Genomic DNA, 25,617 nt, shown 5'->3' on the forward strand with positions numbered 1-25,617 from the left:
AAGGAAGCGAAATGTCCCTGCCAGTACCTTACCTGTCCGCCCGAACGCTGACCGTCGTCAAGAAAATCGACACCACGGGTGCGGCACGCGTCGTCAATCTCGGCCTCAACGAAAGCTGGCTCGGATCGGCGCCCGGCGTGGTCGAGGCTATTCGGGAGGCAGCTCCCAACGTCTATCGTTATGCCGACCCGAACTGCGGAACGATGCGCGCGGCGATCGGCAAGCAGTTCAATCTCGACCCCGCCCGCATCGTCTGCGGCAACGGCTCGGAGGAATTGCTCGATGCCGTCGGCCGCGTCTATGCACGCGCCGGCGACGAGATCCTGTTTCCGGCCTATTCTTTCCTGCAGTTCGCCATCGTTGCCTATCGCCTCGGCGCCAAGGCGGTCGAAGCACCGCTTGGCCCCGACTTCTCTGTCGATGTCGATGCACTGCTGGCCGCCGTTACGCCCAAGACGCGCGTCGTCTTCCTCGCCAATCCCAACAATCCCACCGGCTCGGTGGTGCCGATGGACGAGGTGGCGCGGCTGGCGCGCGAACTGCCGTCACACGTCGTCCTGGTGCTCGACGCCGCATATGCCGAATATGTCGACCCGGCCGAGGCGGTCGCGACCTTCGAGATCGCCGATCACCACCCCAACGTCATCGTCACCCGCACCTTCTCCAAGGCCTACGGCCTGGCCTCCGCACGCGCCGGCTGGGCCTATGCCTATCCGGAGGTGGTTTCGGCGCTGAACAATGTCCGCGGCATCGGCAACGTCAACGGACTGGCGCAGGTGGCGGCTACTGTCGCGGTCGGCGAACAGGACTTCGTCCAGCACGTGCGGACCCGCACCGCCGAAGAACGCGACTATCTCGAAGGCGAACTGCGCAAGCTTGGCTTCGAGATTTCGTCGAGTGCCGCAAACTTCGCCTTCGTTCGCCTGCCCGGCGCCTATGCCGGTTGGGCCCAGGAGACCGTGGCGCGGCTGGCCAGGAAAGGTTTCATCATCCGCTCGAACGAAGACTACGGCTTGCCGGAATGGCTGCGCATCTCGATCGCCGACCGGGCCGATCTCGATGAAATGCTCGCCCTGTTGCGCATCGAGGTACGTGCCGCCAACGGCTAGGTCGCAACAAACCCAGCTGCTTTGCGCCGGGAGGGCGAAGCGTGAACGGTGTCCGCACCTAGGTGGTCCTTCTGCTGTGTGGCTCCAGTTCTGGTGAAACCCAACCTGGCAAGACCAAGCCGGACTTCATGTGCCCCCATGAACAGCTTCCACAAGAGCCCGGTTCTGTGGTTTTCGATCATTGCGACGATGGGGCCCTGGTTTATGGCCAGATAGGTCCGGGCATACCAGTTGCGGTTTTCGCAGAACGCATCGACAAAGCCGAAACGACCCCAGATACGATCCCTCGGCTTGGTCAGGAAACCGCGTAGGGCGGCCATCGCCTGGTCGGGCACATAAGGAAAACTGGACAGGGCCGCACTCGGCGTGATGACCCCGACATCCCTGTCAGGAGCATGCGCGATGTAGGCAGTCGGCCCGTGAGACGCGGTAAGCCCCCAGCAATCCGCGCCATAGCCTTTGTGACCATGCGGGTTGAGCACGCAATGCTGGTGGTTGATCAATGCGTGGCAAGTATTTTGCTGCCAATAGTCGGCATAGCGATCACTGAGACCGTTGGGATCGAGCCCGCAAAAGGAGTAGTGCGCGAAAAAGAGCGGTCCGCCAAAGTTAGGTCCAAGCTGCAGGACGATTCCGTTGTAGTTACGCCCGTTTTCAAAGGTTGGGGCGCGAGCAAAACCGTCGTGGTAGCAATCCGGATCAATGGCATGATGCTGCGATCCCGCCGCAAGAACGAATGCAAGTAGGCACTCGTTCCAACCCTCGATCGGATTGTTCATGGCCCAGCCATGTCTGGGGCTCCAGTGCCAGTAGAGCTTGCCTTTCCGCGCAAACCAGTCCCACTCGGCCTGAGCCAGCAGCGTGTTCACCCGAGCGCGAAAACGCTGCTCCTCGCTCGCAGTCTGATCAAGATATTCGCGGGCACAAATCAGGCCCTGAAATAGAAACGCCGTCTCGACGATGTCAGCGCCATCGTCCTTTCGTCGGAACGGAATGGTGTCGCCCGTACTGCCGTTGATGAAATGCGGCAACATGCCGTGGTAGCGCGGCGAGCCCTCAAGCAGATCGAGCATCCGATGCAATCGATGAAGGGCTTCAGCGCGATCGACCCAGCCGCGCTCCACCGCAACGATGATGGCCATGATCCCGAAGCCGGAACCACCGATCGCCACGAGATCGTTCGGCGCATCGCCAGCGGTCTTCTGGCGGTCGCGGGCAAGACCGCTGACCGGATGGGCACCCTCCCAGAAATAGCGGATCGTCTGCCGCTGCACGATATCGAGCAGCGCGTCCTCAGCAAACTCGAGCGCATCGTTTGGAAGGTCGGGCGTCCGACAGGAGGCAAGAATCATGAAGCCAGTATGCAGCCAAATGCGTCGTTGAGACGCTCATTCGCGCAAGCTAGCCAGACGCACCCCAATCCATACGCCCTCGGCGCTTGACTTTGCCCAGCGCAAGCAAATCCAAATGCAACGCGCCACGTAATACGTGGCTCTGCTCTTTGCCATTTCAGAATCGTTTGCCGCGCGAAATATTTCACAATCCGCATAGACGGGAACTTAATAAAGGCGCAGGGTCGATTGTCGGCCGCTCGTCTTAGGGCGCGGCTGATTGAGGGCGGCCATCGTGCCCTAGCCCCAACTGAAAGGAGGACACCCTTGTCTTCCAACTGTCTGAATTCCGAAAACATGAGCGCGATCGGCGCCCCTGATTAGAGCCGCGAACCGATTTCCAGGCGATGGACGTTTGGGTTCCAATCCGTAGGAAGCCAAAGCTACGCCTGCGACCTAGCGCCTTGGTAGCTCACCATTTGTTGGGCGCCCTTGGGCAACCTGATCTTCCCGACGACATTGTATTGGAGCAACCGATGACACTTGCCTTTCCCAACAGAAGCCGCAGTTATGACGCCGCGAGAAAAGCCATACGTTTCCTTGGATACGACGGCACGTTCGAAGTTCCGTTTTTCGTCGAGGTCCAGGCGCTCAAAGCCAGCCAGCCGGCGGTTGACAATGAAACGCGATATCTTGCCGCCTTCGATGCAGCTCGCATCTCAATCCAGGACGTCGCTCGTGAAGTCTATTCTCACGGCCGCAAGCGCCTGTATGTGCTGACCGCATACGACTTTAAGTGACGCGCTCCCGGCCGGCCTGAGGTCGGCTTTTGTCGGAGCCGCCACAAGGACGGCTCCGACAGGGACAGCTAGGCCTTGGTTGCGGCAACCGCAGTCGATGGCTCGCGGCCTGCACTGCGGTGCTGCCACCAATCACCGAGCAGGAGCAGGATCGGTGCTGCGATGAAGATCGACGACGTCGTTGCGATGAACACGCCGAAGACCATCGGGACGGCGAAGTTCTCGACCGCGCTGCCGCCCCAGATCGCCATCGGCAGCATCGACAGCAGGATGGCGACGGAGGTGTAAATACAACGCGCGAACACCTGATTGATGCTCATGTCGATGATCTCGCGCAGCGGCATCTTCTTGTACAGGCGCAGGTTCTCACGCATGCGGTCATAGACAACCACCTTGTCGTTCACCGAATATCCGATGATGGTCAAAAGCGCGGCAATGGCCGTCAGGTTGAAGTCCAGCCCGAACAGCGCGAAGAAGCCGACCATCTTGGTGGTATCCAGCACCAGCGTGGCGATGGCGCCGATGGCAAAATTCCATTCGAAGCGCCACCAGATGTAGACCAGCATGGCAAGAGCTGCCAGCACCACCGCCATGATGCCGGACTGCGCCAGCTCGCCGCTGACCTTCGGTCCGACCACTTCGGTGCGTTCGAACTTCACGCTCGGGTCGAGCTTCTGCACCGCTGACTTGATGGTGTCGACGGCGGCGGTCTGTGCCGCCTCGCCGCCCTCCTGGCGCTGGACACGGATCAGCACGTTGCCGTCGCTGCCGATCTGCTGCAGCGCCACCTCGCCGATGTTCAAGCCGCCCAGCGTGCTGCGCAGTTGCGCCAGGTCGGCCGGCGTCGACGTCGCGATCTCGACCTGGATGCCGCCCTTGAAGTCGATGCCGTAATTGAGACCCGGCTTGAAGAACAGGCCGATCGAGGCCAGCGACAGGAAGATCGACATGCCGATACCGAGATAACGCGCCTTCATGAACGAGATCGAGGTCTTTTCCGGGAAGAAGCGGACCAGCGGTTCGATGGTGATGGTCTTCAGGCGCCTGCGGCGAACGACTGCCGCCATCAGGATACGGGTCACCGAAACGGCGGTGAACATCGACAGGCAGGTGCCGAGGAACATGGTGATGGCGAAGCCACGCACCGGACCGGAGCCGAACATGAACAGCAGGCCGGTGGCGATCAGCGATGTCACATTGGCGTCGACAATCGTCGAGTACGCGCGCTTGAAGCCGTTGTCCAAGGCGGCGAACGCGCTGAGCCCCTTCTTCGATTCCTCCCTGATGCGTTCATTGATCAGGATGTTGGCGTCGACGCCGAAGCCGATGCCGAGAATGATGCCTGCAATGCCAGGCAGAGTCAGCGTGCCGCCGATCAGCGTCAACACACCGAAGGTTAGGATCAGGTGCAGCAAGAGCGCGAAATTTGCGATCATGCCCCAGGTGCCATAGAGCGCCACCATGAACAGCACGACGGCCACGAAGCCGGCGATGCCGGTGTAGATGCCCATCTTGATGACGTCGCCGCCCAGGTCGGGACCGACGGTGCGCTCTTCGATGACGGTCAGCGGTGCCGGCAGCGCGCCGGCGCGCAGCAGCGCCGACAGCGTCACGGTATCTTCAACGCTGAAGCTGCCGCTGATCTGGCCGGAACCGCCGGTGATCGGTTCGCGGATGTTTGGCGCCGACAGCACCTTGCCGTCGAGCACGATGGCGAATGGCTTGCCGACATTGGCGGCGGTGATCTCGGCGAACTGGCGCGCGCCGACGCTGTCGAAGCGGAACGAAACGAGCGGTTCCTGAGTGCGCTGGTCAAAGCCGGCGCGCGCATCGGTGAGGCGTGCGCCATCGAGTGCTACACGGTCCTCGACGGGATATTGTGCGCCGGACTTGGCGTCGGGCAGCATGGTGACGCCACGCGGCAACGGTTCGCCATTGGCGACATTGGCCACCATGTGGAACGTCATCTTGGCGGTGCTGCCAAGCAGCTCACGCAAACGGGTCGGATCCTGCAGGCCGGGTAGCTGGACGAGCATGCGGTCGCTGCCGACCCGCTGGATCGTCGGCTCGGCAACGCCGACCTGGTCGACACGCTGGCGCACGATCTCGAGGCTCTGCTGAAGGGCTGCGTCGAGCTTGTCGCGCTGGCCAGCCTCGGTCAGCGCGACCTTGATCTGCTTGTCGGCAGTGGTGACCTCGATGTCCGGCTTGCCGCCGCCAAGGCCGAGGCCGCCACTGACGGGAACAGCCAGTGCCTGCAGCGTTGCCAGCGCCTTTGCGCGCTGCGCATCGTCGGCGATGTTGACGACAATGGCATCACCGGCAAGCCGCGCCGCGGATGCGTTGATGCGCTCCTTGCGCAGGGCGCCGCGCACATCGTCGAGCAGCGAGCGCAGGCGGTCTGTCTTCAGTGCCGCCGCATCGACTTCAAGCACCAGGTGCGAGCCGCCCTGGAGATCGAGGCCGAGCGTGACCTGCTGTTTCGGGAACCAGCTTGGCAATGCCGCCAGTTGCTTGGCGGTCAGAACGTTGGGAAGCGCGGCAATGATGCCGGCCAGAATGATGATGGTGTATGTCCACACCACCCATCGGGAGGTCCGCATATGATCTATCCTGCAAAGGCCGTCGCCGCGGCGTCGGGACGCGCGGACGACGGCTGTTCGTTCAGCGGCGCGGCGTCGGGCCGCACCATTCACAAATGGTCAGGAGATTGCTGGCGGCGCGCGAGCGCCATAGGTCGGCCCAGACGGCAAGACATCCGTCTGCAAGACGAGATCGGCCTGCGGACGGGCAATGGCCATCGCAAGCGTGTCCATCCTTGAAGGGATGATTGCCGACTTGCCGTCATCGTGCTGCGGCATCGCCTTGACGCTACGCCAATCGACGACGACGAACGATCGTTCTGGAATGGCGGGGCCGCCATGCCGTCCGCGGGCGTCCACCTGACCCGAAGCGGGCTCTGTGGCACCCGATGCCTGAGGCAGGCTGTCGACCAGCGATCCGCCAAGCATCACCGCCAAGCACAGCAGCATGGCCGGCAAAAAGCCGGTCGCAAGCGGTCTATATGCCTTGGTCTGGTGCATCAGGCGGTGGCGCGGTCCGTGATCTCTGGGGCTGAATTGCCCAAGAAGCCTCCCAGTACGGCATTTTGATGGATACGCCAAGCAAGTCTCGCTGCCTGAGGCGAGCACACCGGTGCAAACGCAGGGCCTGTTGCCTGATCAGGCGTAGAGATAGCCGACCCCGCGAATGGTCTTGATCACCTCGGGCTTTGTCGGGTCAGTCTCGATTTTCTTGCGCAGCCGCGAAATTCGGATGTCGATGCTGCGGTCGAACGGATCCCAGCCCCGATCATGCGCAAGTTCGAGCAACTGGTCACGGTTGAGTATCCGCCCACGGTTCTCTGCGAACACTTTGAGCAGCCGGAACTCCATCGGGGTGATCGCAATATCAAGGCCGTCGGCGTCGAACAGCTTGCGCTGCTCAAGGTCCAATCGACAGTGGCCGAACTGGGCGCTCTGGGGCCCGAGGGCATTTTCTGCAACACGATCCCTGCCCGTTGTCCTGCGCAGCACGGCCTTCACCCGCGCCAGCAGTTCGCGCAGGTCGACCGGCTTGCCGATATAATCGTCGGCACCGATCTCGAGACCGACGACCCGGTCGATGATCTCGGCCGAGCCCGTCAGCATGATGATCGCCACCTCGGAATGCTCGCGCAGGTAGCGCGCCAGCGAGAGGCCGTCTTCGCCGGGCATGCGGATATCGAGGATCACGACATCGACGGGCTGGCTCTCGACGATCTGGCGCAAGGCCGGCCCGGCATCGGCTGTCGTCACGGCATAGCCGTGGCGTTCCAGATATTCCGCGACCATGTCGCGGACATCGGGCTCGTCATCGCAAACGACGATCTGCGAAATGGCAGTCACCGGGTCCTCACCTCGACTGGAAAACTACCTCGCTTCGGCGAGGGCGGCAAATCAAACGACATCCCTCACACCTGCCTGACGACCAGGCCTGAAACAAACCGGCGCAGTTCGATCGGCTTCACCGGCTTTTCCAGATAGGGCCGCTTGGTGGCGCGCAGGAACACCTGCGCGTCGGGGCTGATCGTGTCGCCGGTCAGGAAGGCGAGCCTGTCGACTTCGGCCGGGTGGTAGTCGGCGATGTAGTTGTAGAGCCGCCGGCCATCCATGCTCGGCATCTTCAGGTCGCTCAGGATGACGGCAAACGTCCGCTTCCTGAGCTGTGTCAGAGCCTCTTCGCCCGAGCGCGCGACGACGACAGTGAAGCCGTCGCGCATCAGGACCTCGGCGATCAGGTCGGCAACCTCCCGCTCGTCGTCCACCACCAGGCATGAAAGCCCTGCCGAGTTCTTCGGCTCGTCGTCTGAAGGTCCTGATGTTTCGACGAACCGGTCGGAAGCCGGCAGCGAGACGACAAAGGTCGAGCCGCCGCCAGGCATGGTCTCGACCTCGATCGTTCCCTGATGGGCCTGGATAATGCGATGGCAGAAGGACAGGCCGATGCCCGTGCCGGCGCCTACCTCCTTGGTGGTGAAGAACGGCTCGAAGATGCGCGGCAGGATTTCTTCCGCAATCCCGGGGCCAGTATCGGTGACACTAATGGTGATGTTGCCGCATTCCGGATGCCGTCCCGTGGCAACGAGTATCTTCCTTGACCCCTCCCAATGGTGGAGCGCGTGCTCGGCATTGACCAGCAGGTTGATCAGCACCTGGCTGAGCTGATCGGGGTCACCCCAGATCGCCGGCAGATCCGGCTCAAGATCGAACATGAGCTGGATGTCGGAAGACCGGATCGAATAGTTGACCACTTCGAGAGCTGCCGAAACAACCTCGTCTATCGACACATTCGTGGCGCGCGTCGGCTGCTGCCTGGCCATTGCCAGGAAGGTCTTGACGATACGGGCGCAGCGTTCCGCTGCCTTGCTGATCTTGTCGGCTCGCTCGACCGTCTTAGCGTCGACCGATGTTTCCTTCAGCGTCAGCGACATGCCGAGCACCACCGACAGCGGATTGTTCAGCTCATGGGCAACGCCGGCCAGTAACCCGCCGAGAGCCGACAGCTTCTCGTTCTGGTGCAGCTTCTCGCGCTGGTGCTCGACCTGCTTCTGCAACTCGATGCGGTCGCTCAGGTCGTGCGTATGGGAGACGATGACCTGCTCGCCATGGAAATCGATCAGTCGCGACGAGATCGAGCACCAGAATGTCTGGCCGTCGCTGCGCTTGAGCTGTGTTTCGAATTCATCGACAGCGCCATCACGCAGCAGGCGTTCGATATATTCGTCGCGATGCGCCTGACTGGCGAAGTGGTCGAGCGCGCCAACGACATCGCCCAGCAACCTCGTCGTCGCCGGGCTGCTGTAGAGCTGCTTGCCGTCGTGGGCGCGAGTCATCTGGATGCTGACGGGGCTGGCCTCGAGGACCCTGCGCACGAGGTCGTCTGCTTCCTTGGCCGCCAGTTCAGCTCGCTTGCGCTCGGTTATGTCGAGGCGGGTGACGACGAAGCCGCCCTCCCGTGTCGGGCTGTTCGAAACGAAAAACCAGCCGCCGTCTGCATGCTGGAACTCCTGCTGGCGGTACTCGCGCCGATCCCTCGCCCGCTCGGCCAACCACTCGTCGATCTTGTCGCCGGGAACACGGAACTGGCTGCGTTCAGCAGTCACCCGCAGGAAGTCGAACCAGTTCACCCCGGGGACCAGCACGTCGGCGCATATGGCATGCATCTTCCGATACTGGCTGTTGGCCAAGACAAGGCAATCGTCCTTGTCATAAAGCGCGAACCCTTCGGCCAGCGACTCGATCGCGTCGGTCAGGCGGTTGTTTGCCTGGCGCGTCTGTTGCTGCGCCATGATCATGGCGTTGATGTTCGTGGCGTTGGAAACGATCACCTTCTTGCCCTGGAAGTCGATCAGCCGCGCCGAGAGCGAGCCCCAGAAAATGGTGTCGTCGGAACAGTATTGCCGCACACGGAAGTCGTCGATGCTGCCCTTGTCCAGCAGGGTGCTGACCAGAATTTCCCGGTCGGCCGGGTTGACATAATAGTCAGCGATGTGAGGGCGATCGCCGTAGAGTTCCCGGCTGGCGGGATTGGCATAGAGCGTCTCGCCTTCGATCGTCGACATGCGTGTCGGCGACGGGCAAGCGTCGAGCACCCGTTGCATCAGCGATGTCGCCTCGCGTTCCGCTGCTTCGGCTTTCTTGCGCTCGGTGATGTCGAGCACGCCGATGACCAGCGACGGGCGCGAACGAAAGACGCTCCGCCGCCAGTTCGTCGAGCACCAGACATTTGAGCCATCTTCACGCTGCATCTCAATCTCGCAATCGCGCAAGATGTCGTTGCCGTGGACATGGCGACAGGCCTGATCGAATTCGTCCGGGTTCACAAAATGGTCGGTGAGGCGCTGTTGCTGTTGCGGCTGCCATTTGCGGCCAAGCAGGTGCGACCCGTCGAGGCTCTCATAAAGGATCTGTTTGCTTTCTTCGTCGACGACCCAGACCGGCAGCGGATGGCTGTCGGTGATACAACGGAAGATCTCGGCGCTGTTGAGATGTGCGATCTGGGCCAGCTTCATTTCGGTGATGTCGGTGCTGATCAGCGCGATGCCGGTGCCAAGGCGGGGGTGGCTCGTCAGCAGTTTCCAGGCGCCGTCGAAGGTTTGCGCCTCGATCGGCGGCACGTTCGGCTGCCGCCAGCGCAACGCGGCGCGCCGAACGAAGTCATCGGTCTGTTCCACAACAAGACCATCGAAGCTTGCAAACTGACGAAGCACCCGGGCGACCGCTGCGAGGACATCCATCGGCGGCTGCTCACCGCGCGGCTGGGCAATGCCGCCGAAAATCTCGGCATTGGCGTCGACAAGCATGTCGTCGCTGTCGAAAAGCGCGTAGCCCGTCCGAACATTCACCGCCGGATCGCCAGCTCGCATGATCGTCTCCTCAATCCTGAGCGCCGCCACATCACGGCGGCGTGAGCGCGGCGGATGATTACAAGCCCTCTGTTTCGATATGAGGTCGAAACTCACTCACTTTGTTTCAATTATTTCGGCCTGGGAGCCATTTTCGCGCAATCGCGCGAACAAACGAAACCTTTTCCCCCAGATCAGAAAAAGCGTCGAAACAGGCCTGAGCTAACTTCCGCCATGTCGACTTCGTTGGGTCGGCTCCGGCATGCGGAAGCATCCAGTCTATCAAAAACCCACGGGATGTTGATAGGCGGCCCATCCGCAGGCGAGGCGCCCGGCAAGGTCGAGAACGCGAACGTCCCCAAGGAGACATGAGATGCGATCGACCATTCTAGCCTTTTGCGCTGTTCTGCCGACCTTCGGCATGGCGCATGCTTTCGACATCGCTTCCACCTTTCAATTCCCACCCGCCGGGATGATGTCGTCACTGCACGACCCTGCTAACGCAACGTCCCCGCGGATCGTGAAGAAGCAGCGAACCGACGTCTATTCACGCGTGTCGCTGGGCGCGACACCAGGGCGGCTCACGTCGCGCCGCCTGTTCAGCGGCCTGCCACTGTCAGCAACGGGCGACAACGGACACAGCTCGATCGGGCTTTCGTCAGCAGCTTCGATGGCGGTTGGCGTCCCTGCTCGCCCGGGCAGCCGTCATGCGCCCTGTGGCAACCCGCAGATCGACTAAACATCGCCACTGAAACAAACGAAACACTTCTCCCGATGCCGGGAACATGCCCGAAACAGGAGAGGTCTAGATCAGTATCGCCGACTAGGCACAGCTCAAAGGAGTTCCAGGACATGACTACCCTGACCATCCGATCACCCGCCGCCGGCCTCGTTTCGTCGCTGGCTTCGCGGATCGCGGCCGCCCATCGGACATTCTGGCTGCATCGCGCCCATCGCCGCGCGGTGTGGAACCTTGGGGAACTTGACGACTACCTGCTCAAGGACATCGGCGTGGCCCGCTCTGAAATCCAGTCGCTTGTCAGCGATCCATCCGGTGACCGGAAGCGCGGCCATGAACACGATGTGGAATAGCGCCAGTTGGAAGTCCGATCCCGGCGACGTCTGCCGGCCCGTGCTCAGCGAGGCTGTGTTCTCCCCACCCGTACTCGCGTTGCATGGCTCCACGAATACGGGTGGGCTGTGGCAAGGCACCGCGGACTACCTGCGCGGCCGCCACCGGCTAATCGCGCCTGATCTGTCCTGTCACTGCAGCAGATGGACAGCCCTTGGTATCCCCGCTGTTGCGGGCGCTCTTCTTGGCGCGATGTCGGAGCCGATGCACCTTGTCGGACATGGGCATGGTGCGGCAGTGGCGCTGGAGATCGCGCTGATGCGACCGGAACTGGTCAAAAGCCTGACGCTGATCGAGCCCGCACTGTTCCATCTGCTGCGCGCCGGGGCTCCGTCGGATCTGGCCTTGTTCGCCGAGCTTGCCGGCATGGCCGAGAAACTGGCGACAACAGCACGTGCCTCCGGCCCGTCAGCCGGCATGCGCGCCTATATCGACTTCTGGCATGGCGCAGGCGCCTGGCGCCGGACCAGCGAAGGCCTTCGGCAAGAGCTCGTGCGCCATGCCGAGCAAGCGGGCCGTGATCTCGCAACCGCACTTGCCGCAACCTGGCCGGCGAACCGCTGTCGCGCGCTCGGTTGCCCGACGCTTGCGGTGATGGCGCTGGACAGCCCTGTCTTGAGTTTGCGCGTCACCGAAATGGTCGCCGAGGCTATTCCAGGCGCCAGGCTTGCCATCGTTCCCGATGCCGGACATATGGCGCTGCTGACCGCCCCCCACATCGTCAATCCGATGATCGCAGCGCATCTGCGCGCCGCCGACGGAGTGCGCACGGCCCGCAAGTCGCGGCTTTCAACGACGGCACCCTCCCGTTCGATCTGACCGGCCGGCGCTTGCCGGTCGGTGCGTTTGCGTTTTCCCGTCCGAACTGCGGGAGCGCATCCAGCGCCACGAAGCACGGTCAAACCTCGCCGCTTTCGCCCTCCCCTTTCCATCGCGTTGCCGTTGGCTCGACAGAGCGAGACTGCCCCTCGCGCCCTGGCTGCCGTCATTCCGACAGTCGCCTGCCCCCATCAGCCCTCGCCAAGCCCGATCGTCGCGCGCTGGTGTCTGGTCACAGGCCGTCGTCGTCCCCACACGATCGCTGTTCAAGCAGAACACGCCTGCCCTTTCCAGCCGGCAAGCAGCGTTTTGTTTCGCTTACCGGCGGCGACTGAAACAAACGAAACACTTATCGCCGTGTTCTGAAAACAGCTCGAAACGGGACGCCGCTAGAAATGGGACGTCGCCGATGTTGGCGTCACCTCCCAAGAAAGGAACTACCAAATGAAGAAGATCATCCTGGCTGCCGCATCCCTCGCCTTGATGTCGGGCGCAGCGCTCGCGTCGTCGAACAACGGCGTGGTCATGAAGTTCAGCCCGGCATCTCGCGTCATTACCCTCGACAACGGCCACAGCTTCACCGTGCCGCGCGACGTCGGCCTTCCTAATATCCAGATCGGCGAGAAGGTTTCGATCGGGCTCAACGATGAAGGAGACAAGGTCACCAGCGTCCTGCGCTGAACGACACCTCCCCACCGCCAAAGGCAGCTTGATGTTGCCGCAAAGCCATGGGCCGCCCCTGCCCATGGCTTTTTTGCTGTTGGTCGCCACAGCGGCAGGGCTGCGCCGAATACTCCGCCTGATTAGGCGGCCGGCGTCTGGCCATTCTGCTGCTGGCCCTTGGCCTTGGCGTGCCAATCGAAATCGATAGAGCCTTCCTCGGCTTTGTGGAAGAACTGCGAACACACCAGCCAGCCCTTGAGCGGCCGCAACAGTGCCATGCAGCTCAGCACGGTCAGCGGCAAGGTGATGAACAGATGCACCCATAGCGGCAGGCCGAATGCCGTCTGGAACCAGGCGCCGAAGGCGAGCGCCGGCACCGCGGCAATGGTCATGGCGAAGAAGGCGGGGCCATCGGCCGGATCGGCGAAGGAATAGTCGAGCCCGCAAACCTCGCAACGCGGCGCAAGCTTCAGGAAGCCCTGGAACAGGTGCCCCATCTGGCAGCGCGGGCAGAGCCCCTTGATACCCGTCTTCATCGGGTTGTCGGTGGGGGGTAAACCCCTCTGCCGTATATCTGGACCGAGACATGCGCGTCTCCTCCTTGCGGGTCGCAAACATGCGGGCAACGCCACAGCGCGCCCCTACGCCCCGACACATAAGGCGCTTCAGCCTTGCCGGCAAGGTGCAATATACATATAATTCACATACATTCCTGACAATTGATGAATGTATGGATCTATTGTATGGAGAACGAGCGCGCCGTAAGACGCCTGCGCGGGTCCGCCACATGGGGCAAAATGTCCCCCGGGGTGCGTCGACTTTCCGCGCTGCGCAGATCAAGATGGGCGTCTATTGCAAGGTGTGAGCAATACCTGACGACAATCGACGAGTATTACGCTTCGACCAGCAATCGCGCTCAAGCCGATTGTACATGCAAGAGAGGTCCTTGATGTTCGGCCTAACCGCACTCGAACTGGCCCGCATACAGTTCGGCTTTACGATCTCCTTCCACATCATCTTCCCCGCCATCACCATCGGGCTCGCAAGTTACCTCGCGGTGCTGGAAGGCTTGTGGTTATGGAAGCGCGATACCGTCTACCGCGATCTCTACCATTTCTGGTCGAAGATCTTCGCCGTCAACTTCGCTATGGGCGTCGTCTCCGGCCTCGTCATGGCCTACCAGTTCGGCACCAACTGGAGTTACTTCTCCGCCTTCGCCGGCTCGGTGACCGGGCCGCTGCTCGCCTACGAAGTGCTCACCGCCTTCTTCCTCGAGGCCGGCTTCCTGGGCGTCATGCTGTTCGGCTGGAACCGGGTCGGCCCTGGTTTGCACTTCTTCTCCACCATCATGGTTGCGGTCGGGACGCTGATTTCGGCAACGTGGATTCTCGCCTCCAACAGCTGGATGCAGACCCCGCAAGGCTTCGAAATCGTCAACGGCGTCGTCATCCCGGTGAACTGGTTCGAGATCATCTTCAACCCGTCATTCCCCTACCGCCTGGCGCACATGACCGTCGCCGCCTACCTGGCGACCGCCCTTTTTGTTGGTGCGTCGGGCGCCTGGCATCTGCTGCGCGGCAACGACAGCCGCCACACCCGCACCATGATGTCGATGGCGATGTGGATGGTGCTGGTTTCGGCGCCGGTGCAGATTCTGATCGGCGACCTGCACGGCCTCAACACGCTGAAACACCAGCCCGCCAAGATCGCAGCACTCGAAGGCCATTGGGAGAACAAACCCGGCGAAGCCGTGCCGCTGACCCTGTTCGGCTGGCCCGACATGGAGAAAGAAGAGACGCTCTACGCGATCAAGGTTCCGAATCTCGGCAGCCTGATCCTGACCCACAGCTGGAACGGCCAGTTCCCTGGCCTCAAGGAATACGCCAAGGAGGACCGTCCGAACTCGACCGTCGTATTCTGGAGCTTCCGGATCATGGTCGGTCTCGGCATGCTGATGTTGCTGCTCGGTGCCTGGGGGCTATGGCTGCGCTGGCGCCAGCAACTCTATGAAAAGAGGCTGTTCCTGCGCTTCGCCACCTTGATGGGCCCGGCCGGTGTGATCGCCATCCTTGCCGGCTGGTACACCACCGAGATCGGCCGCCAGCCATGGATCGTCTATGGCGTGATGCGCACCAAGGACGCCGTGTCGAACCATTCGGTGCTGGCGATGAGCACCACCCTCATTGTCTTCGTCGTGGTCTACTTCATCGTCTTCGGCATCGGCACGAGCTACATGCTCAAGCTGGTCGGCAAGGGCCCCGAAGTCGACGAGCATGATCCGGGCGACGACGATATGAGCGGCCGGCCGGCGCGGCCGCTATCTGCCGCCCACGAACAGATCGACATGTTCGCGCAGACTCACGCCGACAGGAAAGGCTGAACCGATGGGCATCGATCTTCCAGTTGTCTGGGCCGTCATCATCGCCTTTGGCCTGATGATGTATGTCATCATGGACGGGTTCGATCTCGGCATCGGCATCCTGTTCCCCTTCGTTCGCGACCGCGAGCAGCGCGACACCATGGTCAACACGGTCGCCCCGGTCTGGGACGGCAACGAGACCTGGCTGGTGCTCGGGGGGGCCGCCCTGATGGCTGCCTTCCCGCTTGCCTATGCCGTCATCCTCAGCGCGCTCTATCTGCCGCTGGTGCTGATGCTGCTCGGGCTGATCTGGCGCGGGGTCGCCTTCGAGTTCCGCTTCAAGGCCGACCAGCATCACAGGGCATTCTGGGACAAGGCCTTTGCCGGCGGCTCCTATGTCGCCACCTTCTTCCAGGGCGTGTCGCTCGGTGCCTTCCTCGACGGCTTCAAGGTCGAAAACAACACCTATGTCGGCGGCGCGCTCGACTGGGTCACGCCTTTCAGCCTGTTCACCGGCTTCGGGCTGATTGTCGCTTATGCACTGTTGGGCAGCACATGGCTGATCATCAAGACTGAAGGCGTGCTGTATGACCGCATGGTCGCACTGGCGCGCCCCATAACGCTTGCCTTGCTGGCCGTCGTCGGCATCGTCAGCCTGTGGACGCCGTTCGCCCATCCCGACATTGCCGAACGCTGGTTCAGCTTCCCGAACATCGTCTTCTTCTCGCCGGTGCCGATCCTGGTCCTTGTCGCCACCTGGCTAATTCTGCGCAGCCTGCAGGGCGCACCACATGCCGGACCGTTCATCCTTGCGCTGTTCGTGCTGTTCCTTGGCTATAGCGGCCTCGGCATCAGCCTGTGGCCGAACATCATCCCACCTGACATCACCATCCGCGAGGCCGCCTCGCCGCCGCAGAGCATGGGCTTTGCACTGGTCGGCGCCCTGTTCATCATCCCCTTCATCCTCGGCTACACCGCATGGTCTTATTACGTGTTCCGCGGCAAGGTGAAAGCCGGCGAGGGCTATCACTGATGGCCGCCCCCTCGCAGGCACCGGTATCGTGGCCGAAGCGGATCGGCTGGCTGATCCTCATCTGGACAGTCAGCGTTCTGGGGCTCGGTGCCGTGGCCTACCTCTTCCGCCTGCTGATGAATATCGCCGGCCTTACCGTGTGAATTGCGGAACGATCTGATGTACAACGACGTCTCCGAGGCGCCCGGCCCGCGCCTGCTTCATGACCGGATCTATGCCGGCGACATTCTTCGCTTCGGCGAACTTGTGCCGATGGCCGACCTCGTCAGCTTCACCCAAACCTTCCTGGAGGATGCGTTCGCGCCCTTCGCACCGGAGGAAATACATCGCCACCTGTCGCATCACGAGCAGACGGAGAGCTTCGCCCAGCGCCAGCGCGATTTCGCCCGGTCGCCGGAGGTCAGGCGGCTGTGGCGCGATGTCTTCGAGGCCTGCGGCCTGGAGGCGGAAGGGCTCGTACGAGATACCCTCTATCTCAGGTTCCAGCCGCACCAGGATCCGGGGAGCGTCGTGCCGCGTGCCCGCACCACCGCCACCATTGCCTTCCACCGCGACACCTGGGGTTCCAACCTCTATGCCCAGACCAATTGGTGGGCGCCGGTCTACGACATCGATGAAGGGCGCACCTTCGCGATCTACCCCTCGCTCTGGGATCGTCCGGTCGCGAACACCAGCGCCGACTTCGACCTTGCCGCGCTGCTGGAGCGGTCGAAGGCTGGTGGTCGCAACGCTGTCGACGCCGACGCGGCGATACCTCATCTGATCGAGGAGCTTGAGGTCGCAGACGCTACGCCGGTGGTCATCGCACCGGGTCAGATCATCGCGTTTTCCAGCGCTCATGCCCATGCCGGCGTGCCGAATTCGACCGGCCTGACCCGTATCTCGCTCGAAACACGCACCTTATGGATCGACGATGTTCGTTCAGGTCGCGGCGCGCCCAATGTCGACGGCTTTGCGCGCTGGATGTCGCCCGGCATGTTTCGCCGGGTGAGTGACGAGGCCCCGCTGCATCAAATCCTTGGCATGAACCGGATCGAGCGTTTCGCCGGCCCACTGCCGAGCGCCATCCCCTAGGGCTACACGACCATCGACGACACCGCCGACTGCTGCACGAGCAGGTCAGTGACTGTCCCAAGGCTTGCGGCAAGCGACGCCTGATTGGGCGCCGCACCCAGACCAAGGCGCACTGCCTCGGGTGCAGGCCCCGAAACCGAGAACGCATCGCTGGTGACGACGCCGATGCCGGCCGAGCGCAGGCGCGCGGCAAAGTCGCTCCGGCTCCAGCCAGATGGAAGCTTCAGCCAGACGTGGAAGCCTTCGGCATTTGCCTGCACAAGGCTGGACGGCAGCAGTTGCGACGCGATCGCTTGCCGCTGCCTGGTTTCGCTTCGAATTGCCGCCAGCACGGATTGTGCAACCCCAGTCTCGATCCAGCGCGTGGCAAGCGAGGCCGTCAGCGGCGAGGCCATGCCGGCGGTGGCGCGGATGGCGCCGGCTAGATGGGCTGCCGTGCGCTCCTGCGGCACCACCACATAAGCCACGCGCAGCGCCGGCGCCAGGCACTTGGCCAGGCCGGCAATGTGATAAGTGATTTCGGGTGCGAGGGCCGCGAAAGTGGCCACCGGATTGACCGGCAAGGCGCCATAAGCGTCGTCCTCAACGATCAGCACATTGTGCTGGCGCGCGATCGCCACGATCTGCTCGCGCCGTACCTGCGACAGCGTCGTAGTTGTCGGATTGTGCAGCGTCGGCGTGCAGCAAAGCAGCTTCGGCGCGCGCTTGCGGCACACATCTTCGAACGCTTCGGGAATCAGCCCTTCCTCATCCATCGCCACGCCGGTGACGCCGATGCGCAGATGCTCGGCAACGGCAAGCAGGCCGGGATAGGTCAGCGCCTCGGCGCAGATGGTTTCGCCCGGTGCTGCCAACGCCCCCAGCAGCGCCAGCAACGCCCCTTGCGCGCCCGGACAGACCATCAACCGACCAGGGCCGATATCGCCCAGACGCGGCGCCAGCCACATGGCGCCCGCGGCGCGGTCGCGCAGCGTGCCGCCGGCTTCCTGGTAGCGCATCAATAGGCCGAGCCCGTCGCCGGCCTGCAGTTCGGCGATGCCGTCCCACATCTTTGCTGCGAGCTCCGGATCGTCGAACCGCGGCGGCAGGTTCATGCTCATGTCGACGATACCGGTCACCGTCGACGGCGAGTTGGACGGACGACGCATCCTGACATAGGTGCCCTGCCCGACCCGACCTTCGACCAGCCCGCGCTTGCGCGCCTCGGCATAGGCACGGCTCACCGTGGTGAAATCGATGCCAAGCTGGTCGGCAAGTGTCCGCTGCGGCGGCAGCCGAAAGCCGCCGGGCAAGCGGCCAGACGCGATGTCGACCGACAAGGCGTCGGCAATCGCCAGATACAGCGGCCCGTCGGCCTTCGAGATCGCGGGCGACCAGACGTTGACTGTCATGGTGCAACAGGTTCCATCATCGTTGTCCATATATAGGCATAATGTATGCCCAAGGCCACCATCAATGCGTGGGTCTGGTTGACTGAACCCCCAACTGTTCGATCCGCAGATCCCTGTGGCTCAATCGCGCCCCGGTGGACGACGCCGAATTCGCATGGGATCATTCTGAAACCAATTGTTTAGGCTGGCTCCGGCCTGCCCACTCATGTGGGCGGCCGCGAGAAGACAGGCCGTCTGCGCGACTTGTCGAGACGCTAACCAGGCAAGTTGTTGGCCGGCCTTGCGATCACTCCAAGGGTTGGCTCGTCGATTGGATTAGGAATCGACCGCGACCAAGCGTGGTCGTCCCTCAGTCGTGGCTTCGCTAAGGTATATCCGTCTCTCGTATGAAAGATCGAACCGTTTCAATGTCCCACGACAGTGGGCGATCGTCGGCATAATGCGCGACACGTTCACGAACCGAGCGATAGATCGCATCCGTTCCAGGCGCGCGCGTTTCGTCGCCAGCCAGGAAGTCATGCGCTTGGGCTGCCGCCATCAATTCAATTGCCAGGATATATTCGGCGTTGTCGATGACCGCCAGCAGCTTGTTGGCGGCAACGGTCGGATGGGCGAGGAAATCTTCCTGCAACCCTGAGGTAACGCCGCCGTCGGTTGCAGCTGGGGCTGCGAGGCGGCGGTTTACATTGCTCAACGAGGCGGCAGTGTACTGCGCGATCATGAAGCCGGAATTGCAGCCGCCTTCGCTGGCGAGAAACGCCGGCAGGTTGTTGACGAGAGGGTTGACCAGACGATCAATCCGCCGTTCGCTCATCCCCGCCACCTGAGCCAGCGCGATCGTCAGGCTGTCGGCCGCCTGACCCAGCGCCGGCGCAACGGCATGAGCCTCCGAAAAGACCAGCGGGTTTTCCAGCGTACCCGATACCGCCGGATTGTCGGTGACTGAGGCGAGCTCGCGATCGACAAGTTGCGCCGAACGCTCCGTCACTTCAAGCGCTGCACCGTGCACATGAGGCACGGCACGAAGGCTGAGTGCGTCCTGCGTCCGGCGCCCGCGTGCCGCGCTTATCAGGCCGCTGCCTTCGAGCAAAGCACGCAGCGTTACGCCTACTGCCTCAATGCCGGGTGACGGCCGCATAGCAAGCACTCGCTCGTCAAAGGCCTCCATCTGACCACCAGCAGCTTCGAGCGTCAGGGCCGCCGCAGCATCAGCCCAGCGTAACAGCCGTTCGACGCGCGCCAGCGCTACACACAGGAGCCCAGTTGCACAGGCGGTGCCATTTACCAGGCTCAGACCTTCCTTGGCGCCAAGCACCAATGGCTCAACTCCAATGGCAGCCAGCGCATCACGGCCATTCATTCGGCGCCCGGCCACTTGCGCCCTGCCCTCACCGATCAGAACCAACGCAATGTGGGCGTTGTGCGTGAGATATCCGGCTGACCCTCGTGACGGAACTTCCGGAATGCAGTCACGTTCCAGGAAGCGCAGCAAGTGCAGAACGATCTCAGGGCGAACTCCAGAGTGACCATGTGCAAAGTTGGCCACCTGCGATGCGATAATGGCCCGGACGCTGTGCTCTGGAACTCGTTCGCCTACCCCGCAAGCATGGCTGAGGATTATGTTGCGCGACAGTTTTTCCTGCAAAGCTGGTTCGACTACCGTGTTCGAAAGCGCGCCGACCCCAGTGTTCACACCGTAAGCACGCACGCCGTTCTCAACGATACGCGTCACGATACGATTGGCATGTGCAACGCGTTCCCAGGCTGCTGGGGCAAGAGCCAGCATCTCACCTGAGGCAACCCGCGCGATATCGCGCCAACTTGGAGGGGTATCGATTGATATTACCATGGCATGCTCGCGAGATGGCTCATTGGTGACAGATGGCAGATGGCTGGCATTGGATTTGAGACGAGCCCCGACAACGCATCGGCTCGCACCAGTATTCCTCTGTCGGTGCCAACAGGCTGCAGACGCGCCTCCGCCAACTTGAGGTTCGCGCGCTGGAGCGAAAGTCATTCCTGCAGTCGCATGAGCAGCCATTGTGACGCCTGCTCAAGCAAGCGTTTTTGATAAATGAGCAGTTCCGACAACCAGGCTACGAAAGCGACCTGGACCGGTCGAAAATGCTGCACCAAGAGCTGCCAGACAGGCTGGGCGGAAGATAGCTGTCCTCCACTCCAACCCGGAAGCGGGTGGGCATACCAACTCCGGCGCTACAGCTCGGCTCAAGGCATTCTGACCACGACACCCAAGCTGTCCGGCTGCACCAGCAGCGGCCGGACAGCGGATCGAGTGCTCGCCTCCCTCACTTACAGGTGCAAAAGCCCAGATCTGCCGGTTAAAAACCGCAATCGACAGGCTATTCCTTGCAGCCTCCCGATCAATCTGATTCCCTGAGCCGGTCCGATTCGGGCAGGGGCGCTGCGCAGGAAACGGAACCATGAACACTTCCAAGAAACCTGAGATCTCGGAAATGAGGCCGAAGCTGACCGTTATCGGTGTCGGCGGCGGTGGCGGCAACGCCGTCAACAACATGATTGCCGAAGGTCTTGAGGGCACAGAGTTCATCGTCGCAAACACCGATGCTCAGGCGCTGACCATGTCGAAGGCCTCGAAGCTGGTTCAGCTCGGCGCGATGGTGACCGAGGGTCTCGGTGCCGGCTCCATGCCGGAGGTCGGTCAGGCGGCAGCCGAGGAATCGATCCATGAAATCATGGATCAGCTCTCCGGCACGCATATGTGCTTCGTGACCGCCGGCATGGGCGGCGGCACCGGAACGGGCGCCGCACCTGTGATCGCACGGGCAGCACGCGCGGCAGGCATCCTCACCGTTGCCATCGTCACCAAGCCGTTCACCTTCGAAGGCAAGCGGCGCATGCAGATGGCCGAACAGGGCATCGAGCTTTTGCGCCAGGCCGCCGACACGGTCATCGTCATTCCGAACCAGAACCTGTTCCGCATCGCCAACGCCAAGACGACCTTCGAGGATGCGTTCGGCATCGCCGACAAGGTGCTCTACTCCGGCGTCAGCTGCATCACCAACCTGATCGTCAAGGAAGGCCTGATCAATCTCGACTTCGCCGACGTGAAGACGGTGATGCGCGACATGGGCCGCGCCATGATGGGCACGGGCGTCGGCAGCGGCGAAAACCGCGCCAGCAAGGCGGCCGAAGCGTCGATCGCCAACCCGCTCATCGACGAAAACTCGATCAAGGGCGCCAGGGGCGTGCTGATCTCGATCTCGGGCGGCATGGACATGACGCTGTTCGAGGTCGACGAAGCCGCCACCCGCATCCGCGAGGAGGTCGGTGATGAAGCCGACATCATCGTCGGCGCGATCTTCGACAATTCGCTCCAGGGGCAGTTCAAGGTGTCGGTGGTCGCCACTGGCCTGGCAGCCCCGACCTCGCAAGGCGAGCCGGTCGTCAACATGCGCGGCGAGCCTGCACCGGGTTCGATGCAGCCCTACCACTGAGGCCGAAGTGCCGGACCCCGGCCGCCGACGCGGCCGGGAGGCCAGATAGGCTGGCTCAGTCCCTGTTTCGCGTCATCTCGGCGGCAAAGGTGAAGTGGCGCATCACCAACGCCTGCAGATGCTCGGACAGGCCGGCCTTCGCCACCGCCTGGCGCATGCATGTCAGCCACAAATCGCGCAGTTCCGGGCCAATCGCCACGTGCTCGTGGATTTCCTTCAGCCGCGAATGCCCGTGCTTCTGAACGTAATAGCTCGGACCGCCAAAGAAGCCTGATAGATAGTTGAACTGCTCCTCACGCGAATGCGCGACGCCATGCCCCCTGCGATGCAACAGATGCAGCTCGGCTGCAGCCTCGTCCTGCTCGACGATGTCGTAGAAGATTTCGACCAGCCGGCGTACGGCCTCTTCGCCTCCCAGCTCGAGATAGAGCGAACGCCCCTTTGGCTGTACAGTTTCATTCACGACAGGCGACCTCCTCCCAGTTGCGATCCGTGTCGCACTGACTGTCCGGACATCCGGCATCGCATTGTCAAAGCCTAGCAGCAGAGCCCCTGACGACAAGGGTGGCATACTGCGACTTATTAGCCATCACTCATTCGTCCCATCACTCATTCGTCGGTGACGATGATGTCCATCGGAATGTCGTGCGGCTGCGGATAGATCGTGGCGATCCGGCTGCCTGCGTAGCCGACGCCGACGACGAGCGGTCGCTTGGGCATCGCGGCAAGGGTGCGATCGAAAAAGCCGCCGCCATAGCCCAGCCGGTAGTTTGCCCCGTCGAACCCCACGACCGGCGCGATGACGACATCGGGCAGGATCGCCGGACCATTGGCGGGAACGAGGATGTTCCAGACACCGCGTTCGAGCGGATCGCCCGGCGACCAGGCACGGAACTCCAGCGGCCAAGCCTTCTTGATGACGACAGGCAAGGCGATCCTGCCGCCGCGCCCGATCACCCGGACAGCCCAGTTGCGAAGATCCGGCTCGCCGCGGAAAGGCCAATAGACACTGACGATCCGGCCGCTGACCTTGCCGATTGCCAGGTCGAGTTCGGCAGCGATGCGCTCGGAGCGAGCCTTGCGTTCCTCGGGATCGGCAAGCAGTCGCTCGTCAATCAGGCGCGCCCGCTCCGCCTTGCGCCATCGCGCGACATCAGGCCACGCGTCCATGGGAGCCGTATCAGTCCGGTAGCCCGGTTCCAGTTCATGCATGAAGCAAGGAGGCGAAGCGTATTCGCGCGTTTCGGGAGGAGCGCCTTTTTGGTCAGACATCATCTTCGTGTCCCGTCTTGGCGGCGAGATCGATCTCGACACGGAAAAGCTGCGCTCCGTCACTCCGAAACGCAAACGGATTTAAATGCTGCATTGATGCAATTTTTTTGCACTAATGGCGTATGGATATCGACCGCGCCCGCACGTTTCTCGAGATCGTTCATTGCGGCAGCTTCCTCAGAGCCGCCGACCGGCTCCATGTCACCCAGACGACCGTCAGCGCCCGCATCCGTACGCTCGAGGACGAGCTCGGCCGCCAACTGTTCGTTCGCAATCGCAACGGCGCGCAACTGACCCCGGCCGGCCGCGAGTTCGAGCGCTTCGCCCAATCCTTCGTCCAGATCTGGGAGCGCGCCCGCTACCAGCTGGCTATCCCCTCCGGGCGGACAAGCGTCGTCGCGCTCGGAGGCGAGCTCAGCCTGTGGAACCCGCTGCTGCTCGACTGGCTGGTGTGGATGAAGAAAGCCAGGCCCGAGATTGCCGTTCACGCCCATGTCGGCGTGCCGGACCAGTTGCTCGACCAGCTCAGGAACGGGGTGCTCGACATCGCCGTGCTCTATGCGCCGAAGCTTTTGCCCGGCTTCAAGGTCGAGATCCTCCAGGAAGAGCAGCTCGTGCTGGTCAGGACCTTGCCCGGCAATGGCAGGCCAGAGGCCGACACCTATGTCTATGTCGACTGGGGGCCGCTGTTCGCCGCCCAGCACGATGCCAGCTCGACGGCGTTTGGCGAGCCCGGACTTGTCGTCGGTCTCGGCCCGCTCGGCCTGAGCTACATCCTGCGCGCCGGCGGAACGGGCTACTTCCGCAAGGGCGTGGTTGCCCCGCTGATCGCCGCGGGCGAGCTGGAAACCGTCGAAGGCGCGCCCGAATTTACCTATCCGGTCTACGCCGTCTGGCCCGAAGCCAACGAAGCACGAGCCGATGTGCAGGAGGCGCTGGCTGGGCTGAGGCAGACTGTCCGGTAAAGGAGCGCCCCAAGGCAGGGGCGCCCGCAATGCGGGTCATGCGCTGCCGATGACCCGCATCAACCGCAGATCGTGACTGCGCCGATGTTGCCGGCACGCGGCCGCAAGGGCAGCACCAAGAACCTCGATGTCGGACACTTCATGCGGCCGCCAGCCGCAAGGGCAGCCATCGGGGCAGGCATGAACGTCGGCCACTTCGCGATAGATCGACCCGACCGCCTGCGCGGCTAGCCGCATCACCGCAATCGGAGACAGGCCTGTCTTGTGCATGACGTCGCAAAACTCATTCATGATCGTTGCGCGGATATGCGCCGACGCCTCTTCACTGCGGCGTTCGATCTCGGCCATCTTTGACACTCGATAGTCTCCATCTGATATGTTGTCCCGCGACAGTCCGGCCCTGCCTCAGGCAGGACGGCGTAGATCTGCCGCGGCGGTCTTGTCCTGATCCAAGACGAAATCGGAGGCGATTGCCCGCAGCGCCCGGCGCGCTGCGTCTAGCTTGCGCATCGCCTCGAACATCGTCTCGCGGTCGGCGCGGTGGCGCTCCAGCTCAACCGCGAAAACGGCATTGCCCACACTGTGGGGTTCCGGCACGGCATTGACGCGCTTCAGGCTCAGATCAGCCTGACGCCTTGCCCGGCGAACCTGGGCGCCCAGCGCTTCGACCTCGGCGAACGTCTCGCGATATCGGCGCATCCCATCGCCCTGCGCCTCGCCGGTATCCTTGAAGGGGTTGACATGCATCATGACCTGCTGACCCCTGGCGCAAGCTCGTTGTCGCGGATGCGCGAAAAAGTCTCGCGGCCAGCGATGACGACCGGCTCTTCCGCAGCATAGGAGTCTGTCGAAAGCGGCTTGGGCTCGACACCCTTGCCGTATTGCAGTTTCTGCCAATGCCCAGGTTGTGGGCGAGCTATGTCATGACGATCGCAGGCCTGCGCCACCTGCTGGTCGCGCACGCCAAGCTGCACCGCGATCTCGGTCATCGGCCGTGACCAGACCAATTGATGAAGCTTGGCCCGCGTCAGTTCGACAGCTTGGCTGGTCGCACGCTGACCCAGCCTGCTGATCCGATGCGTCCCAACATTCATCGCCGAAAGAGCTATTGCCACGACCTGGTCCCATCGTGCCGACGGTGGCCGTTGCGGCCGTCCTGTCCCGAGCACAACCGGACCATATAAAACATGACTATTAATATCAAGTTTAGTTTGGCCCCGAATTTTGCTCTGTCGGCGATGGCCGGAGCCTTCGCTGACAGGCATGAG

25 protein-coding genes and 1 pseudogene are annotated in these 25,617 nt (G+C 62.5%); 13 read left to right on the plus strand and 13 right to left on the minus strand.

Going from position 1 to position 25,617, the window contains the following annotated elements:
* The first annotated feature begins 11 nt into the window (after positions 1-11).
* The gene (locus tag HNQ95_RS12970) at positions 12-1,109 is read left to right on the plus strand and encodes a pyridoxal phosphate-dependent aminotransferase (protein WP_067967847.1); all 1,098 of its coding nucleotides are present in this window, start codon (positions 12-14) and stop codon (positions 1,107-1,109) included.
* Here the strand turns inward: HNQ95_RS12970 and HNQ95_RS12975 are convergent.
* Positions 1,106-2,461: a glucoamylase family protein gene (locus tag HNQ95_RS12975; protein ID WP_182574364.1), complete on the minus strand. Its 1,356-nt coding sequence runs from the start codon at positions 2,459-2,461 to the stop codon at positions 1,106-1,108. The two genes, HNQ95_RS12970 and HNQ95_RS12975, sit on opposite strands and share 4 nt — an antisense overlap.
* Before the next feature lie 515 nt (positions 2,462-2,976).
* Here HNQ95_RS12975 and HNQ95_RS12980 point away from each other — a divergent pair.
* Positions 2,977-3,240 (plus strand): DUF1488 family protein, encoded by a 264-nt coding sequence (locus tag HNQ95_RS12980; protein WP_182574363.1) that lies wholly within the window; start codon positions 2,977-2,979, stop codon positions 3,238-3,240.
* A 68-nt stretch (positions 3,241-3,308) separates the two neighbouring features.
* Here HNQ95_RS12980 and secD read toward each other — a convergent pair whose 3' ends face one another.
* The 4 genes from secD to HNQ95_RS13000 all read right to left on the minus strand — a co-directional run bounded on the left by secD (position 3,309) and on the right by HNQ95_RS13000 (position 9,568).
* Positions 3,309-5,843: a protein translocase subunit SecD gene (gene secD / locus HNQ95_RS12985; protein WP_182574362.1), complete on the minus strand. Its 2,535-nt coding sequence runs from the start codon at positions 5,841-5,843 to the stop codon at positions 3,309-3,311.
* A 99-nt stretch (positions 5,844-5,942) separates the two neighbouring features.
* Positions 5,943-6,272: a hypothetical protein gene (locus tag HNQ95_RS12990; RefSeq protein WP_182585792.1), complete on the minus strand. Its 330-nt coding sequence runs from the start codon at positions 6,270-6,272 to the stop codon at positions 5,943-5,945.
* Positions 6,273-6,461: 189 nt separating this feature from the next.
* Positions 6,462-7,166 carry a response regulator gene (locus tag HNQ95_RS12995; protein WP_182574360.1) on the minus strand — a complete coding sequence of 235 codons (705 nt, stop codon included), beginning with the start codon at positions 7,164-7,166 and terminating at the stop codon, positions 6,462-6,464.
* A gap of 65 nt (positions 7,167-7,231) precedes the next feature.
* On the minus strand, positions 7,232-9,568 hold the full coding sequence (locus HNQ95_RS13000; RefSeq protein ID WP_182574359.1) for an ATP-binding protein: 2,337 nt from the start codon (positions 9,566-9,568) through the stop codon (positions 7,232-7,234).
* A 39-nt stretch (positions 9,569-9,607) separates the two neighbouring features.
* Between HNQ95_RS13000 and HNQ95_RS13005 the strand changes: the two genes are divergently transcribed.
* From HNQ95_RS13005 to HNQ95_RS13025, 5 genes and pseudogenes are all read left to right on the plus strand, one after another.
* Positions 9,608-10,231, plus strand: a complete 624-nt coding sequence (locus HNQ95_RS13005) for a hypothetical protein (protein ID WP_182585793.1) — start codon at positions 9,608-9,610, stop codon at positions 10,229-10,231.
* A gap of 307 nt (positions 10,232-10,538) precedes the next feature.
* Entirely contained in the window at positions 10,539-10,904 is a 366-nt protein-coding gene (locus tag HNQ95_RS13010; protein ID WP_182574357.1) for a hypothetical protein, read from the plus strand.
* Positions 10,905-11,017: 113 nt separating this feature from the next.
* Positions 11,018-11,206, plus strand: a pseudogene (locus HNQ95_RS13015) (DUF1127 domain-containing protein); the annotation flags it as partial.
* Between the two features lie 31 nt (positions 11,207-11,237).
* Positions 11,238-12,116 (plus strand): alpha/beta fold hydrolase, encoded by an 879-nt coding sequence (locus HNQ95_RS13020; RefSeq protein WP_182574355.1) that lies wholly within the window; start codon positions 11,238-11,240, stop codon positions 12,114-12,116.
* A 444-nt stretch (positions 12,117-12,560) separates the two neighbouring features.
* Entirely contained in the window at positions 12,561-12,797 is a 237-nt protein-coding gene (locus HNQ95_RS13025) for a DUF1344 domain-containing protein (protein ID WP_067967820.1), read from the plus strand.
* Between the two features lie 122 nt (positions 12,798-12,919).
* On the opposite strand, the gene HNQ95_RS13030 is transcribed toward HNQ95_RS13025, so the two are convergent.
* Complete coding sequence (locus tag HNQ95_RS13030; RefSeq protein ID WP_182574354.1) at positions 12,920-13,315, minus strand: DUF983 domain-containing protein; 396 nt, start codon at positions 13,313-13,315, stop codon at positions 12,920-12,922.
* A 413-nt stretch (positions 13,316-13,728) separates the two neighbouring features.
* On the opposite strand from HNQ95_RS13030, the gene HNQ95_RS13035 reads away from it, so the two are divergent.
* The 4 genes from HNQ95_RS13035 to HNQ95_RS13050 are packed head-to-tail and all read left to right on the plus strand — an operon-like array spanning position 13,729 to position 17,245.
* Positions 13,729-15,159: a cytochrome ubiquinol oxidase subunit I gene (locus HNQ95_RS13035; protein WP_182574353.1), complete on the plus strand. Its 1,431-nt coding sequence runs from the start codon at positions 13,729-13,731 to the stop codon at positions 15,157-15,159.
* Positions 15,160-15,163: 4 nt separating this feature from the next.
* The gene (gene cydB, locus HNQ95_RS13040) at positions 15,164-16,171 is read left to right on the plus strand and encodes a cytochrome d ubiquinol oxidase subunit II (RefSeq protein WP_154384326.1); all 1,008 of its coding nucleotides are present in this window, start codon (positions 15,164-15,166) and stop codon (positions 16,169-16,171) included.
* A complete protein-coding gene (locus HNQ95_RS13045) occupies positions 16,171-16,314 on the plus strand; it encodes a DUF2474 domain-containing protein (RefSeq protein WP_083948827.1) in 144 nt (47 codons plus the stop codon). Before cydB ends, HNQ95_RS13045 begins: the two co-directional genes overlap by 1 nt.
* Before the next feature lie 16 nt (positions 16,315-16,330).
* Positions 16,331-17,245, plus strand: coding sequence for a hypothetical protein (locus tag HNQ95_RS13050; protein ID WP_182574352.1), 915 nt, complete (start codon positions 16,331-16,333; stop codon positions 17,243-17,245).
* A 2-nt stretch (positions 17,246-17,247) separates the two neighbouring features.
* Here the strand turns inward: HNQ95_RS13050 and HNQ95_RS13055 are convergent, their stop codons facing one another.
* Complete coding sequence (locus HNQ95_RS13055; RefSeq protein WP_182574351.1) at positions 17,248-18,636, minus strand: aminotransferase-like domain-containing protein; 1,389 nt, start codon at positions 18,634-18,636, stop codon at positions 17,248-17,250.
* A 364-nt stretch (positions 18,637-19,000) separates the two neighbouring features.
* Positions 19,001-20,485, minus strand: a complete 1,485-nt coding sequence (locus tag HNQ95_RS13060) for an HAL/PAL/TAL family ammonia-lyase (protein ID WP_182574350.1) — start codon at positions 20,483-20,485, stop codon at positions 19,001-19,003.
* A gap of 592 nt (positions 20,486-21,077) precedes the next feature.
* Here HNQ95_RS13060 and ftsZ point away from each other — a divergent pair.
* Positions 21,078-22,112 (plus strand): cell division protein FtsZ, encoded by a 1,035-nt coding sequence (gene ftsZ, locus HNQ95_RS13065; RefSeq protein WP_182574349.1) that lies wholly within the window; start codon positions 21,078-21,080, stop codon positions 22,110-22,112.
* 55 nt (positions 22,113-22,167) lie between these two features.
* Here the strand turns inward: ftsZ and HNQ95_RS13070 are convergent, their stop codons facing one another.
* Both HNQ95_RS13070 and HNQ95_RS13075 read right to left on the minus strand, forming a co-directional pair.
* On the minus strand, positions 22,168-22,575 hold the full coding sequence (locus HNQ95_RS13070) for a group II truncated hemoglobin (protein WP_182574348.1): 408 nt from the start codon (positions 22,573-22,575) through the stop codon (positions 22,168-22,170).
* A gap of 146 nt (positions 22,576-22,721) precedes the next feature.
* Positions 22,722-23,384, minus strand: a complete 663-nt coding sequence (locus tag HNQ95_RS13075; protein ID WP_246340756.1) for a 5-formyltetrahydrofolate cyclo-ligase — start codon at positions 23,382-23,384, stop codon at positions 22,722-22,724.
* A 122-nt stretch (positions 23,385-23,506) separates the two neighbouring features.
* On the opposite strand from HNQ95_RS13075, the gene HNQ95_RS13080 reads away from it, so the two are divergent.
* A complete protein-coding gene (locus tag HNQ95_RS13080; protein WP_154384319.1) occupies positions 23,507-24,349 on the plus strand; it encodes a LysR family transcriptional regulator in 843 nt (280 codons plus the stop codon).
* Positions 24,350-24,385: 36 nt separating this feature from the next.
* Here HNQ95_RS13080 and HNQ95_RS13085 read toward each other — a convergent pair whose 3' ends face one another.
* From HNQ95_RS13085 to HNQ95_RS13095, 3 genes are read right to left on the minus strand one after another with little or no spacing between them, the layout of a single operon-like run.
* Complete coding sequence (locus HNQ95_RS13085; RefSeq protein ID WP_182574347.1) at positions 24,386-24,697, minus strand: hypothetical protein; 312 nt, start codon at positions 24,695-24,697, stop codon at positions 24,386-24,388.
* Between the two features lie 57 nt (positions 24,698-24,754).
* Positions 24,755-25,099: a hypothetical protein gene (locus HNQ95_RS13090; RefSeq protein WP_182574346.1), complete on the minus strand. Its 345-nt coding sequence runs from the start codon at positions 25,097-25,099 to the stop codon at positions 24,755-24,757.
* Positions 25,096-25,614 (minus strand): hypothetical protein, encoded by a 519-nt coding sequence (locus HNQ95_RS13095; protein ID WP_182574345.1) that lies wholly within the window; start codon positions 25,612-25,614, stop codon positions 25,096-25,098. The genes HNQ95_RS13090 and HNQ95_RS13095 overlap by 4 nt, the downstream gene beginning before the upstream one ends.
* Positions 25,615-25,617 lie beyond the last annotated feature (3 nt).

The organism is Aminobacter ciceronei (genome assembly GCF_014138625.1).
In the GTDB taxonomy this organism is placed as follows: domain Bacteria; phylum Pseudomonadota; class Alphaproteobacteria; order Rhizobiales; family Rhizobiaceae; genus Aminobacter; species Aminobacter ciceronei.